The sequence below is a fragment of the Pectobacterium actinidiae genome (assembly GCF_000803315.1).
GTDB lineage: Bacteria > Pseudomonadota > Gammaproteobacteria > Enterobacterales > Enterobacteriaceae > Pectobacterium > Pectobacterium actinidiae.
Genome location: NZ_JRMH01000001.1, coordinates 204,091 through 217,565 on the forward strand (window position 1 = coordinate 204,091; position 13,475 = coordinate 217,565).

Here is a 13,475-nt window from a genome sequence, read left to right on the forward strand (position 1 = left end):
TGTTTGCTATGCTTAATAAATGTTCAAAGGAGGATGGCATGACTACAAAAGCTCGTATTCAGTCGCGGCTGAAACGCTCGAAGCGTTATGTTTTCACTCGTGACGACTTCAAAGATCTTGCTGGCTACGATCAAGTTGGCAGAGCGCTGCGTGAACTGGTGAAAGAGGGCCTACTGCTGAAAGTAGGTTATGGTGTCTATACCAAAGCGCGGAAAAATGTGATTACGGGTAGGTTAATGCCCGCATCTCCCGGTGGTTCTGCTGCGGTGGTGATCGAAGCGCTGGAGCGCTTGAAAGTGGACTATCAACTAGCTGATGCAGCAAGCGCTTACAATAGCGGCAAGTCAACTCAAGTTCCAGCGTCAATGGAAATCAAAACACCTCCACGTTTTAAGCGCGTGTTGTCAGTAGGGAATAGCAAATTAAATGGATGATTTAATAAAGCTATTCCCAGATGTTGCTGATGCTTTGGGCATTGAATCAGTTGCAATTGTAGAGAAAGATTATTACATCGTTGAGTTATTGCGATTGCTTCAGCCTCTGGCATTTGACACGCATCAACTGGTTTTTGCCGGTGGAACGGCATTGTCAAAAGCGGGGATATCTTTGAACAGGATGTCAGAAGACGTGGACATTAAGCTTGTCCCCGTCGCCGGTTTTTCCCTGCAATATTCCAGAAATCAACGTAAAAATATCCGTAAAGATATTATTAAGACCATCACCGAAACGATTGTAGCTTCAGGTATGTTTAGCATGGATGAGGAGTACCCAAAGGTTACTCGTGATGAAAACCGCTATAATGAGATTCCGGTGCGTTACCCGCAGGAATATGCACAAGCCCCTTGCTTAAGGCCATTTATCAAACTGGAACTAATGGAAACGGATTTGCTTGAGGCTGCGGGTAACCGTGATATTAGCTCATTGGTAATAGATTTAACAAAGAAAGGTGAAGTAGTGAGTGCTTTTCCCTGTGCAACTATCGCCAGCACGCAGGCTGAAAAGCTGATTTCGATGATGCGCAGAACGGCTGCAAGCATGCGTGATGTGGAACGTGCAGTGGATGAGTCACTGGTACGTCATATTTACGACAATTTTTGTATTGTCAGAGAGAAAGGGGCTGATGTTCCGGTTTTGAAACGCTTTGTTCAGGAATGCATTAAGCAGGATATTGAACGTTACGGTAACCAATATCCTGCGTTCAGCGAAGCACCTATTGAGGAACTCAAAATGGGGCTGGAAGAGTTGGGAAGCAATTCTGTTTATGAAGTCCGCTATCAGCAGTTTGTCACTCCAATGGTGTTTGGTGGAACCCGGATTTCATGGGAAGAGGCCTATTCCTGTTTTCGCCAAACTGCGTTAGAAGTGCTGCAATGATATCGTCAGATGCCAGTCTTCCCCTTCTAAAATATCTGCGCGGCTTCGAGTCCCAAATTTAACAATTTCAAGCGTTGGTATCTGTGTTGGTATAATGTCTTTAGTCTTTATTTAAATTAATATTAAATCATGAGGTTATATTCAATGTGCGAGTCCGGCCTTCGCACCACAGTATGAAAATTAAGTCACCTTAGGGTGGCTTTTTTTATGTCCAAAATCGTCCAGTAACGTCCATATCTATTTGTAAAGTAACGATTTTAATTTAATTTCCATCTCTGCGTTTTTGTCTGTTTTATCCACAGTGGTCTTTTTTCGTCCATTGACATCCAGATGATTTGGGGGTCAAGATAAGGGTCAATTCACTTCGATTATGAGTTGACCCCCAAATTATGGCGCTGACCGACGTTGTTGCCCGGACTGCCAAGCCGCGCGAGAAAGCCTATAAACTCGCGGACGCGCATGGCCTGTATCTTTTGGTGAGTCCTAACGGCTCTAAGCGCTGGTATCTCAAATACCGCTTTGAAGGTAAGGAAAGTCGGATTGCGTTCGGTGCCTATCCGCTAGTCTCGCTGGCAAAGGCCAGAGAGAAACGTGATGAGATACGATTGCTGTTGTTGGAGGGCATCCACCCAACGGAAAAGCGCGAAGAAGAAAAAGAGCAGGCACAAGAAGCGTTGAATACTTTTGCGAAGGTCGCGCAGGACTGGCATCGAAACATTAGCCAAAACAGATGGTCAGAAACGCACGCCGGACGGGTATGGCGCGATATGGAACGAAATCTACTGCCTGCTATCGGGCATCGCCATATTGCCGACCTGAAAACTAAAGACCTGCTCGAACCGCTGAAAGTCGTCGAACAAAACGGCCATCTTGATTTGGCGTCACGGCTGCGCCAGCGCGTCACCGATATTATGCGCTACGCGGTGCAAAACGATCTGATAGAGCGCAACCCCGCGCAAGACCTCTCCGGGGCGATAGCCGCACCAAAAGCTACCCATCGGCCAGCGTTGAATCTGAATAAACTGCCGGATTTTCTGGCACGGATTGAACGCCACAAAGGACGGGCGTTAACCAGACTGGCGTTAAAACTCACGCTGTGCGTTTTTATCCGTTCCAGCGAGCTACGTTTCGCACGCTGGCCGGAAATCGATTTTAAACGTGCCATGTGGACGATACCGGCTGAACGTGAAGCCATTCCCGGCGTGAAGCACTCGCAGCGCGGCGCAAAGATGCGCTCTGAACATCTGGTGCCGTATGAGTTTAAAAATACTTGATTCATTAGGGCATTAGCGATGAAAAAAACGAAAAAACCAACGGTAGCGTTACTTCTCTGATTGAAGAAGCAGAACAGCGTCATCAGAGAGTCTTACAGGGACTTGCTGATGTTGATGCAGGGCGTGTTGTGAATCACTCTGATATGCAAGCATTTATCACCAGACTGAAGAAAGCATAATCGATAGAAATACGGGACGTATCCTGTATCTAAAGCCTATGCATTAAGCTCCGCACCAGCCCCTTTTTTGGGAGGGGCTGGCGCTCATTGTTCTTATGTAGATGATTTCCCAGTTACTCATACTACCCAAGTATCATTTCCACTAGATCGTTTTCCACCATTATAAATTTACCTTTTTACAGCATATAAGCTGTTTTGTTATTTTACAGCCTATTTGATGTATTTTGTTTTTACAGCTTATAGGGTGTATTATGTAAAAACAGCCTATAGTATGTATAAGTATCTAAAATAAGGGTAAGTGCCTTATGAATACAGTCTATCCGTTGAAAACCTTGAATCAGTTGCGCCCATTGCTGATTGGCTTTCGCAAAGCTAAAGGACTGACGCAAAAAGACGTGTCTGAAAGGTTAGGTGTAACACAACAAACCTATGCCCGTTTGGAAGCAAACCCCGGAAGTGCCAGTATTGAGCGCTTGTTTAAAGTGCTCACCGTTCTGGGGGTTGAGGTAGTGCTGTCTTCTGGACCAAGAGTACATTTCTCGATGTCGTCCTCAACAATGGAAGAGCCAGAAAAGCCAATAGACTCACCCGCCAGACGGGAAAAATGGTGACACTATGCCTCGAATACAACAGCGTTTAGCAATATGGATGAATGGAATTCAAGTGGGATTCTGGGAAAAGAGCCGAGGCGAAGATAGGTTGCAATATCTTCCCGAATGGATCGCTGATGAACAAGGAAGACCTTTATCGCTTTCTTTGCTTTTCACCCCCGGTAATCAGATTTGGCGGGGCAATGTGGTACGCGACTATTTTGATAATTTATTGCCTGACAGCGAAGGTATACGCAGGCGTTTAGCGACGCGTTACCACGCTGATAGCCTTGAGCCTTTTGATCTGTTGGCTGAGCTGGGGAGAGACTGTGTTGGTGCGATACAGTTGCTGAATGGTAATGAGGAGCCTACAGATCTCTTTTCCGTAAAGTATCGCCCGCTTTGTGACGCAGAGATTGCCGCTATATTGCGTAATACAACAGCGGCATTGTTGCCAGGTCGGCAGGATGATACTGACGATTTACGTTTATCGATTGCCGGTGCGCAGGAAAAAACGGCTTTACTCTGGCATGAAAGGCAATGGTGTTTGCCAGAAGGGAGTACCCCTACGACGCATATTTTCAAGTTACCACTCGGGCTAGTGGGTAATATGCAAGCGGATATGAGTACGTCGGTTGAAAATGAATGGCTGTGTTCTTTGATCCTTAAGGAATATGGAATTCCTGTTGCAAAAACACAGATTGCGCAGTTTGAAGATCAGAAAGTATTGGTTGTTGAGCGTTTTGACAGAAGATGGTCAAGCGATCAGCAATGGATCATTCGCTTGCCACAAGAGGATATGTGTCAGGCTCTGGGTGTTTCCCCGCTACGAAAATACCAGTCTGATGGTGGGCCGGGGATTTCCGATATTATGACCATACTGAGTCATTCAGAGCAGGCAGAGCAGGACAAAGCGCAGTTTTTCAGGGCGCAAATTATTTTCTGGCTGATAGCGGCTACTGATGGGCACGCCAAAAATTTCAGTATCGCTATTGAGCCACAAGGTCGCTATCACCTTACGCCTCTTTATGATGTTTTATCGGCATGGCCGGTCATTGGTCCGCGTAATAACCAGATTTCCTGGCAGAAGAGCAAGCTGGCAATGGCTGTTCGGGGTAGTAGTAATTATTACCATCTGTACAGAATTCAACGGCGGCATTGGGTCAATCATGGTGAATTAACTGGTCTGGGTAGACGACAGGTTGAAGCCATGATGGATGATATTATCTTCAGGACACCTGAGGTTATTGAACGTGTATCTTCGTTGCTGCCTGAGTCATTCTCACCAGAGCTTGCGGAATGTGTTTTTGACGGTATGCGACAACAGTGTGGTCGGTTACAAGAATTGCACCGTAAATAGGATATTGAAGAACGTCTTGAAGCAATTCACCTTTCAGGCAGGGGTAGCCATAGAACGGTGAGTGGCTAGGGAAAGCGATCATAAACATCCCCCACCTTTCCCCCACTTACTCAGGGATCACGGCTTCCCCCACCTAATTTTTATGACTTTTTTTAAAATGATTATTTATTAGTAAGTTAAGTTATTCCCCTCACTTTGCGCCTATATATGCGTGGGAAGTGGGGGAAAATGCCGGATAGGATGACGCATTATCCGTTCGCCCCCACTTTCCCCCGTTTAATCCCACACCTTATTCCGTTGCGATAGCGGCGTGACACTTTCCCCATCAAAGGCGATCAGGCCATCCTTTTCCAGCTTGTCCAGCCCGCGGGTGAACTTCTTGTTCACGTCAAAGCCGATATGTCCGCATATCGTCTCGTACTAATGAACGGGGCAACCTTCGCCGTTGGCCGTGCCAGAAACTAATAACCCAACCTCCCCTTAACCACACAGATAATCACAATCGTCATGAAAAAGAATCATATACCGAAATGCGGATTGTGCTTATGCTGAAACGCAGTGCGTGATTTGGGCAACGTGTAGAAACTCGGAAATCCCTGAAACCACATTTTCTGCTGCACGCTATTCATACAGCTCGTGAGCTTTTAATAAATGGGAACGGAGGGAGAACAGGTGGAGTTAATCGTGACACACGACATTACCGATAGCGATCGGGACGAACTTTTTGCGGGTCTCCGGAGCTACAACGCTCAGTTTATTAATCCGGCTTCTTTTGGGCAAATCGGTATTTTTCATCGCAATAGTGCCGGAATCATGACCGGGGGATTGATTGCCACGCGTAAAGGATTATGGCTGTGTATTGATTATTTATGGGTGGGTGAGGAATCCAGAGGCCTGAAGCTCGGCAGTGCGTTGGTGAAGGAAGCGGAACAGGAGGCGATGCGTCTTGGGTGCCGTCATGCGCTAGTCGATACGTTTAGTTTTCAAGCACTTCCCTTCTATGAAAAACAGGGTTATCAGCTACAAATGTCTTTACCTGATTTTCCCGAAGAAGGCATGTTAAGGCACTATCTAATAAAGAAACATATGCAGTCTGCATGATAGTTATCTGCCCATTGACCAATGACAAAGTAGATAAGGCATCACACTCTTTATAATCAGACCCGTTTGTCTTCTCACTGGTGTGAATGTATGGCTTATCAACTTAATCTTAACTGGCCCGAATTCTTAGAAAAATACTGGCAAAAACAACCTGTTGTATTGAAGAACGCTTTTCCGAATTTCGTCGATCCGATTACACCGGATGAGCTGGCGGGGCTGGCGATGGAGGCGGAGGTCGATAGCCGTTTGGTCAGCCATAAAAATGGTCAGTGGCAGGCTAGCAACGGGCCGTTTGAGCATTTTGATAATTTGGGTGAAACCGGTTGGTCGCTGCTGGCTCAGGCGGTGAATCACTGGCATGCACCGTCTGCTGAACTCGTGAGTCCGTTCCGCGTGTTGCCGGACTGGCGTTTAGATGACTTGATGATCTCCTTTTCCGTACCGGGCGGCGGCGTGGGGCCGCATATCGATCAGTACGATGTCTTCATCATTCAGGGGATGGGCAGCCGTCGTTGGCGTGTGGGTGACAAGCTGCCGATGCGCCAGTTCTGCCCGCATCCCGCGCTGCTGCATGTCGATCCTTTCCCGCCAATCATTGATGAAGATCTTGAACCGGGCGACATTCTCTATATTCCGCCAGGCTTCCCGCACGATGGTTTCACGCATAAAACCGCGCTCAATTACTCCGTGGGGTTCCGCGGGCCGAACGGCAGAGACTTAATCAGCAGCTTTGCTGACTACGTGCTGGAGAACGATCTCGGCGGTGAGCACTATAGCGACCCTGATTTGACCTGTCGGGAGCATCCGGGGCGGGTTGAGGAGTATGAGTTTGAGCGTCTGCGCGAGATGATGATCGACGTGATTAATCAGCCGGAAGCGCTTAAAGCGTGGTTCGGCCGCTTTGTCACGACGCCGCGTCACGAGCTGGATATCGCGCCGGCGGAACCGCCTTATAAGCAGGATGAGATTGTGTGGGCATTGATGGATGGCAGTGTGTTGACGCGTCTGAGTGGACTGCGCGTTCTTGAAGTCGGCGGTAGCTACTTCATCAACAGCGAACGCCTGGACACGGTCGATCCGAAAGCGGCGGATGCGCTCTGTCGTTATACCGTTCTCGGTAAAAAAGAGCTGGGGGCGGCGCTGAAAAATCCAGCCTTTGTGACTGAATTAACCGCACTGGTTAATCAGGGCTACTGGTTCTTCGACGAATAAACTCCCTCCTCTTTAGCGGCTTCCGAATACATATTGTATGACGCGCTTCGGGAGCCGCACACTATCATTCGAATGGTTCGCTGTATCAAAAGCGTATAGGTTCGTCCTGTTAACATTCGTCTACCATCCTGATGTCAGTAACGCCAATGTAAAGATCGGAATGGCGTTAACTTGCTTTGCCTAATAATCAGTTAGCTATTGAATTTACTGATAAAAAATAAAGCCATCACGTCCATAAATCCATAATTGGGCTATCTTTTAGAGCGATACTTAATTAAATAACTCTGGAGAGATGTCATGTTTCATTTGCCTAAAATAAAGCAATCCCCCTTAGCGTTATGTCTCATCATATCAGCCTGTGTGGTGGCACCGCTTTCTTCCGCAGACACGAAGGCACCAGGCTCGCTAGTGAAAAAAGTGCAGTTGGGTGAGGAGTATGGCTTACTGGAGGCGGCTGAGCAGTATCGGATCCAGTATCACTCTCGAAGTGGTGTGGATGGCAAAAGTCCACGGAACGACACCGGCGCTGTTTTCATCCCTAAAGGTGAAACGCCAGAAGGTGGCTGGCCAGTCGTGGTGTGGACGCATGGAACGATAGGTGTGGCGGCTTCCTGCGCACCGTCTCTCAATCCACGTTCAGCACGGGATGCACAGTATTTAAATACCTGGTTGTCGTTGGGGTTTGCCATTGTGGCACCGGACTACGCGGGGCTTGGATCTGATGGGCTGCATCACTATCTCAACGCTCGAGGCGAGGCATGGAGCGTGTTGGATAGCGTAACAGCATCGCTAAGTACATTCCCGTTGCGCAATCAGTTAACGCTTGTCGGCCAGTCACAGGGGGCGCATGCGGCCTTTGCGACAGCGGGCTACCAACCGGATTATGCGCCGAATCTGCATATCGTATCGACGGTATTGACTGGAACGCCTTATTTTGACGACAAAACCTCTGCGGCAGATCTTTTTGCTGGGGAAAATGGAGCAGGCGGAGAAGGTGGCGATCCGAAAATCCCTTATGTGATGTATATCTATCTCTCGGCGGCTGATGTGAATAAAGAGCTTAAGGTTGATGATTATTTCACACCGAAAGCCGCCGCCGTTGTCGCTGACGCGCGTAAAATGTGTATCGGCGAGCTGACGCAAAAGGTGATGGCCGAGGGGCTGAATGCGAAGAATAGCCTGAAGCCTGCGATTCAGGAATTGCTGGACAGTCAGACCGCGAGTTTGCGCTATAACACACTCAAGGTTAACCAACCGGTCTTCATCGGGATTGGAACTAATGACATCAATGTGCCTACAAAGATGCAGCTTCACTTTGCGGAAGATGTCATTAGTGCCGGGACGTCAGCAGAGGTACATGAATATAAAGGCATGAACCACGGTGAAACGGTTAACGTTTCACTGCGTGATTCGGCTCCTTTTGTGTGGTCGGCAAAACCGTAAGCCTCTTGTCCCGGCGTACCTACCGGGACATTAATTTTCCAGCCATCGCCGCGAGATCTGACTCTCCCGGCGATATTGCCGCTGCCGATACGCCAGCATCCCCCACGCCAGTAGCCCGTACAGCACGGCTAGCATCCACAAATGCCACCAAAATGCGCCGATTTGGGCAAAGTCAGCGCCCATCTGATTAAGGCGCAATATTCCCTGAATCGTGAAGACGGCGGGTACCCACTGTGCAAGCCAGTTCAGAGGCGCAGGGATCATCTCCACAGGCCAGATGAAACCAGAAAGAAAGACGATAGGGATAGAGGACAGCAGCACGGCCTGGCTGGGAAGATCTTTGCGTGTAAAGGCCGCTCCCAGTACCACACCGAGCCACAGCGTTGAGAGCAGAAAGGGCAATACAAACAAAAGTACCTGGCTCAGACTGGCTTCGCGTGCAATGCCGTAGGCATCGAGACAAAAACCGAGCATGTAGAGCAGTGAGAGCAGATAGGCACCGCCAACGACCAATGTACGGGCCAGCAGCAAACGCCACGGTGTCGCGTATTGCCAGTAGCGAACGTCGCCAGAGCGCGTGTGCTGGTTTTGACCGGCACCCAGCAAGCCGCATCCCATTAGCAAAATCTGATGCAGTATCAACATGAAAACACCGGGAACCACGTAATCGACATAGCCCATCGTGGGATTAAATATCGGCACAACATTCAGCGAGGTTGCCTGCCACTGTGAGCTGGCGGCGGGTATGCCTTCCCCCTGAGCAAGCAGGCGTGCGATTTTAACCTGCGCGCCCGCGGTGCCGCCGACTGTCGCCAGAGACTGTGCGATCGCGCCGTAGATCAGGAAGTAGCTGGCATCTGCTGAGTAGCTTACCGTGACGTTTTTTCCCTGCATGATATCGCGATAGAAATGACGCGGAATGTAGAGGATCCCTTTCGCTTTGCCATCCAGAAGCAGCGCCTTGGCGTCATCCAGCGTATTGCGCTGTGCCACCAGTTGAACTTCTGGCGTGGAATCGGCCATAAACGCCAGACGACGTGAGAGCTGGGTGCCATCTTCATCAACCAGCACCACCGGCAGTTCACGCGGTGTCTGGGCGAGGTAAGGGCGCGGATAGAGAAAGGAATAGAGCAGAATCCCACCGAACAGGGTGAGCAAGATCGTCGGATCGCGCAGTAAGCTGCGCAACTCAAATCGGATGAGTTTGGCGAAGGTCAGCATGCTGCCTCCTTGTCACCTGGCCGATAGCACCACAGCGTGAGCGGTAGCAGCAGCCAGAATAGGGTGAGCGCCGTCAGCGCAGGTGCGATCTGAATGAATCCGGCACCGTAGCTGGTGATGGCAATCGCGATATCACCGTAGTGAGCGACGGGCAACAGCTGTCGCCAGAACGTGGCGAAGGTCTCCATTGCTGCGGCCGGAAAGGTGATGCCCATAAACGCCAGTCCGGGAGCCATTAACGCCCCGACGATGGAAACGGCGCGTGCAGGATCGCGAATCAGCGCATAGAAGGCCATGCCCAGCGCGACGCAGGCGCCAGCGGTCACGCCGATCGAGACGAAGAGCAGCAGCGCTGAGCCGTTGAGTGGATAATTAAGCAGGCTATACAGCATGTAACTCCAGACGCCGCCCCATGCCCAGCCGATCAGCCAGTGCGTCAGGAATTTAGACCCGATGGCGGCGAGGTTCTCCGGTTCCCAGTGTGCTCCGCGTCGATCCTCTCGAGCCAACGTATTCAGGCCGTATAGCGCAAGCAGAATTGACCAGATCGAGGGGATAATCGCGTTCAGCAAAAACTGGGCGTAGTTGGAATTTTGATTAAACAGCGCGGTAATCTGTCCGCCAATCGGCATCGCCAGCCCTTTGGCTTCAGGAACGGCAGCCCCCTGAGCCAGCGCCTGCATCACCGCGATCTGCCCGTTGAACGTCCCCGCTACCAACGCCAGCGAACTGTTAATGACTTTGGCAATCAGCACAAACTGCCCGTTATTCCAGGCGGTGATCGTGGGTAACGTTCCCAGACGGCTATCACGCTCAAAGTGACGTGGGATCACCACCAGCGCGTAGATCTCGCCGCCGCGCAACGCCGTTGCACCGTCCGTTACTGCCGAGAATTGATGGTTCAGGTTGAAAGAGGGGGAGGCATGTAGCGCTCTGGCAAATTGGCGCGACATCGTGCTGTTATCCAGATCGATCAGGCCGATAGGAAGTTCGCGGACAATCGCGCCGGAGAGCGTCCACCAGGCAATCAGCATGGTGATAAGCGGTAACCAGAGTGCTAAGGCCATCCCCCAGCGGTCACGCCATAGCGCTTTCCACTCACGTATCATCACAGTTCTACCAATGCGCTCATGCCAACGCGCAGCCCGCTAATCGGTTGAATCGGGCGCGCCTCTACTTCAAATGTCCGCATATCGAATCCTTGTCGCGTATCTGTGGCCCGCCATGTGGCGAAATCCCCCATGACGGAAACATAAGACACCTTAAACCGGAATGTCTGGTTGTTCAGCGCGGGAATACGCGCCTCAAACTCGGTACCCATCGCAAAGCGTTCAAGGAGATCCTCACGTACCGCCAACTGAATCCAGATGTCGCTCATGTCCAATAGCGTAACCACGGGGAAGCCCTGTGGCGCAATTTCGCCGCTGCGCAGCAGCACATTACTGACTTCTCCGGTGTGGGGGCTGACGACGCGCGCCTCTGCCAGATAGGCTTCCACTTCGGCCACGGAACCCGCTGCCATACGGACTTTTTCCTCTGCCGCTGCCTGTGTTTCTTTGCGTGTGCCTTCCAGCGCCATTTGATATTCCTGCCACGCCATCCCCTCGGTATAGCGGGCGGCCTCCCATGAGGCTTTAGCTTCATCCCGTTTTTGCAGCGGCAACACGCCTTCCTGATAGAGATTTTGCACGCGTAGATAGGTCTTATGGCTTAGCTCCGAACCGGCTTTGGCTTTTTGCCACTGATCTTTTGCCGCGGCGATTTGCTGCTCACGCGCCCCTTTTTTGGCCTCCAGCGCCACCGCGCCTGCTGCGGCTTCACCCGCTTTCGCCTGTTCTAGCTTCGCGTCCAGTTCCGGCGTTAGGAGCGTAAAGACGAGATCGCCAACGTTAAGCTGCTGGCCTTTTTCTACCCGCACATCGGCAATACGACCCGGCACTTTGGAAGATACCGAATACTGCTGCGCTTCGATTTGTCCCTGTAGCCGTATCGGTTCGGGCTGATAGGCGAGCCAGAAGCGATAGGCTATCCAGATAATCACGATCAACAGGACAGCCTGAAGGATCCATTTGCGTTTCGAACGCGAAGAAGAGGAGGACTGCGTCATGGCGTCACCTGTATGGCGTACTGGGTCTGGTAGTCAGAGAAGCGGTTTATCTGGCTGGAAATCGCCATCAATCTGGCGATGGAAACCACGTAGCGATAGGCGGCGGAAGCGCGTTGTGTTTTGGCGCCAACCAGCTGGTTTAGCGCATCCACGACGTCCAGTGAGGTAGACATGCCCTGCATAAACGCCTTGTTGCGTAGCTGGACATTCTCTTCGGCCAGCTTTTCTGTCGAAGACAGGGAATTGAACTCTTCCAGCGCCAGTCGGGCTTCTCGCCATGTGCTCTCGACCATTATTTCAAGGTTTTGGCGCATATCGGCTTCCAGATGGTTAACCTGCATTTCTGCACTTTTGGCGGCGGCGATATTGTCGGAACGGCCTTCGCGGCTGATGAGCGGGACGGACACACCGACGCCCACCATCCAGTCCGGCGTGGTTCTGGCAGCCAGCGTATCCTGTTCATAGAGTTGATAGTTGCCGAAAAGAAACACGTCAGGGGCGTATTTGGCGCGTTCAATACGAATAAGATCCTTAGCCTGATCGCGCTTGGCGGAGAGCACCTTTAAGCCGGGATGTGTGTTGAGCGTTTGTTTCACCAACGCAGGCAGTTCGGGCAGCGTTTTGTTGACGAACAGTGTAGAAGAGGGGGTTGCGCCTTCTGTCTTGATCAGCTTTGCGAAGACCATTTCGGTTGTCTCCATACTGCGCCGCGCCTTTTGTGTTTCGATACGCGCCATGTCATAAGCCGATTGGGCGGACAGCACCTCGACTCGGGCGATTTGGCCTTGCGCTTCCAGCTTGCGGGCGTGGTCATAGTGCTGCGCCATGCCTTTCTCGATATCCTGACGCGTCTTCATCACCTGATGTGCCATTACCACGCCGTAGTAAGTCTGTGCCAGTGCCTCAAACTGCGCCAGCGTACGGACGATCAGCATCTGCTCAGCCTCATTGACCTGCGCGGCACGGATCGACTGTGCCGCATCAATCCGCCCGCCGGTAAATAACGGCCAGACGACCTGAACGGAACTGGTGACCACATTTTGTTCTGTGAAACGGGTGACGAAGGGATTGCCATTGATATTAATCAGCTGATTTAGCGCGGCAAAGATATCCCGGTGATTTGCCAACGGGTTTAAGTCGCGCGCGTCCAGTTCGACAGGTTTGTCGAGGCGCGTATAGCTTGCGCCCACGTTGACCTGCGGCCAGTAGAGACCTTTGGCAGATTCCTTCAAGAATTGCGCGCGATCGACCCCTGCGTGTTCGGCGGCAATACTGTCATCGCTTTGCAGCAGGCGAGCCCAGGCCTGATTAAACGAGATGGTTTGCCCAAATGCCGTGGACGACCAGCATTGCAACAGCAGCAGTGCTACGGGGAAATAAGTCAAAAGCCGGGTGTTGCCGTATGTTAATCGAGGCATGCCAAGTGAAATCATCCTTTTACCCAAATGCCGCCAACGTGGTAGGAATAAGCCTGCTAAAAAGCGAAGCCTGTGTAGGATAAAGAAACAGGGCTAACGCTGAGGTAAACAAACCGCGTTATGCCCTATTATTTTCGGAGATGATTTAGTTTTGGTCTAAATCCCCAATTATTCAAATAATATAAGGGGTTAAATT

Annotated in this window: 11 protein-coding genes and 2 pseudogenes; 8 read left to right on the top strand and 5 right to left on the bottom strand. The window is 50.8% G+C overall.

What is annotated here, in order from left to right; all coding sequences use genetic code 11:
- The first annotated feature begins 38 nt into the window (after positions 1-38).
- The 5 genes and pseudogenes from KKH3_RS00905 (at position 39) to KKH3_RS00925 (ending at position 4,777) form a co-directional block, all read left to right on the top strand.
- On the top strand, positions 39-434 hold the full coding sequence (locus tag KKH3_RS00905) for a DUF6088 family protein (RefSeq protein WP_039354903.1): 396 nt from the start codon (positions 39-41) through the stop codon (positions 432-434).
- Entirely contained in the window at positions 427-1,374 is a 948-nt protein-coding gene (locus KKH3_RS00910) for a nucleotidyl transferase AbiEii/AbiGii toxin family protein (RefSeq protein ID WP_039354906.1), read from the top strand. The genes KKH3_RS00905 and KKH3_RS00910 overlap by 8 nt, the downstream gene beginning before the upstream one ends.
- Before the next feature lie 389 nt (positions 1,375-1,763).
- Positions 1,764-2,627 (top strand): annotated as a pseudogene (locus KKH3_RS00915) (tyrosine-type recombinase/integrase); the annotation flags it as partial.
- Positions 2,628-3,132: 505 nt separating this feature from the next.
- Positions 3,133-3,438: a helix-turn-helix transcriptional regulator gene (locus KKH3_RS00920; protein ID WP_015848020.1), complete on the top strand. Its 306-nt coding sequence runs from the start codon at positions 3,133-3,135 to the stop codon at positions 3,436-3,438.
- A gap of 4 nt (positions 3,439-3,442) precedes the next feature.
- Entirely contained in the window at positions 3,443-4,777 is a 1,335-nt protein-coding gene (locus KKH3_RS00925) for a type II toxin-antitoxin system HipA family toxin (RefSeq protein WP_039354912.1), read from the top strand.
- A gap of 276 nt (positions 4,778-5,053) precedes the next feature.
- Here the strand turns inward: KKH3_RS00925 and KKH3_RS22380 are convergent.
- A pseudogene (locus KKH3_RS22380) lies at positions 5,054-5,236 on the bottom strand (helicase RepA family protein); the annotation flags it as partial.
- 192 nt (positions 5,237-5,428) lie between these two features.
- Here KKH3_RS22380 and KKH3_RS00930 point away from each other — a divergent pair.
- From KKH3_RS00930 to KKH3_RS00940, 3 genes are all read left to right on the top strand, one after another.
- Entirely contained in the window at positions 5,429-5,878 is a 450-nt protein-coding gene (locus tag KKH3_RS00930; protein WP_400466400.1) for a GNAT family N-acetyltransferase, read from the top strand.
- Positions 5,879-5,968: 90 nt separating this feature from the next.
- Positions 5,969-7,090 carry a ribosomal protein uL16 3-hydroxylase gene (locus KKH3_RS00935; protein ID WP_039354917.1) on the top strand — a complete coding sequence of 374 codons (1,122 nt, stop codon included), beginning with the start codon at positions 5,969-5,971 and terminating at the stop codon, positions 7,088-7,090.
- Positions 7,091-7,387: 297 nt separating this feature from the next.
- The gene (locus KKH3_RS00940) at positions 7,388-8,533 is read left to right on the top strand and encodes an alpha/beta hydrolase (RefSeq protein WP_039354920.1); all 1,146 of its coding nucleotides are present in this window, start codon (positions 7,388-7,390) and stop codon (positions 8,531-8,533) included.
- 30 nt (positions 8,534-8,563) lie between these two features.
- Here the strand turns inward: KKH3_RS00940 and KKH3_RS00945 are convergent, their stop codons facing one another.
- The 4 genes from KKH3_RS00945 to KKH3_RS00960 are packed head-to-tail and all read right to left on the bottom strand — an operon-like array spanning position 8,564 to position 13,279.
- Positions 8,564-9,754, bottom strand: a complete 1,191-nt coding sequence (locus KKH3_RS00945) for an ABC transporter permease (RefSeq protein WP_039354923.1) — start codon at positions 9,752-9,754, stop codon at positions 8,564-8,566.
- Positions 9,748-10,863: an ABC transporter permease gene (locus KKH3_RS00950; RefSeq protein WP_039354927.1), complete on the bottom strand. Its 1,116-nt coding sequence runs from the start codon at positions 10,861-10,863 to the stop codon at positions 9,748-9,750. Before KKH3_RS00950 ends, KKH3_RS00945 begins: the two co-directional genes overlap by 7 nt.
- Positions 10,863-11,861 carry an HlyD family secretion protein gene (locus tag KKH3_RS00955; RefSeq protein ID WP_039354930.1) on the bottom strand — a complete coding sequence of 333 codons (999 nt, stop codon included), beginning with the start codon at positions 11,859-11,861 and terminating at the stop codon, positions 10,863-10,865. The genes KKH3_RS00950 and KKH3_RS00955 overlap by 1 nt, the downstream gene beginning before the upstream one ends.
- On the bottom strand, positions 11,858-13,279 hold the full coding sequence (locus KKH3_RS00960; RefSeq protein WP_039354934.1) for a TolC family protein: 1,422 nt from the start codon (positions 13,277-13,279) through the stop codon (positions 11,858-11,860). Before KKH3_RS00960 ends, KKH3_RS00955 begins: the two co-directional genes overlap by 4 nt.
- Between the last annotated feature and the right edge of the window lie 196 nt (positions 13,280-13,475).

What these genes read in the sequence shown, in the direction of transcription:
- KKH3_RS00905 (WP_039354903.1), top strand. Translation starts at nt 39, where the DNA reads ATGACTACAAAAGCTCGTATTCAGTCGCGGCTGAAACGCTCGAAGCGT.
- KKH3_RS00910 (WP_039354906.1), top strand. Translation starts at nt 427, where the DNA reads ATGGATGATTTAATAAAGCTATTCCCAGATGTTGCTGATGCTTTGGGC.
- KKH3_RS00920 (WP_015848020.1), top strand. Translation starts at nt 3,133, where the DNA reads ATGAATACAGTCTATCCGTTGAAAACCTTGAATCAGTTGCGCCCATTG.
- KKH3_RS00925 (WP_039354912.1), top strand. Translation starts at nt 3,443, where the DNA reads ATGCCTCGAATACAACAGCGTTTAGCAATATGGATGAATGGAATTCAA.
- KKH3_RS00930 (WP_400466400.1), top strand. Translation starts at nt 5,429, where the DNA reads ATGGGAACGGAGGGAGAACAGGTGGAGTTAATCGTGACACACGACATT.
- KKH3_RS00935 (WP_039354917.1), top strand. Translation starts at nt 5,969, where the DNA reads ATGGCTTATCAACTTAATCTTAACTGGCCCGAATTCTTAGAAAAATAC.
- KKH3_RS00940 (WP_039354920.1), top strand. Translation starts at nt 7,388, where the DNA reads ATGTTTCATTTGCCTAAAATAAAGCAATCCCCCTTAGCGTTATGTCTC.
- KKH3_RS00945 (WP_039354923.1), bottom strand. Translation starts at nt 9,754, where the DNA reads ATGCTGACCTTCGCCAAACTCATCCGATTTGAGTTGCGCAGCTTACTG.
- KKH3_RS00950 (WP_039354927.1), bottom strand. Translation starts at nt 10,863, where the DNA reads ATGATACGTGAGTGGAAAGCGCTATGGCGTGACCGCTGGGGGATGGCC.
- KKH3_RS00955 (WP_039354930.1), bottom strand. Translation starts at nt 11,861, where the DNA reads ATGACGCAGTCCTCCTCTTCTTCGCGTTCGAAACGCAAATGGATCCTT.
- KKH3_RS00960 (WP_039354934.1), bottom strand. Translation starts at nt 13,279, where the DNA reads ATGCCTCGATTAACATACGGCAACACCCGGCTTTTGACTTATTTCCCC.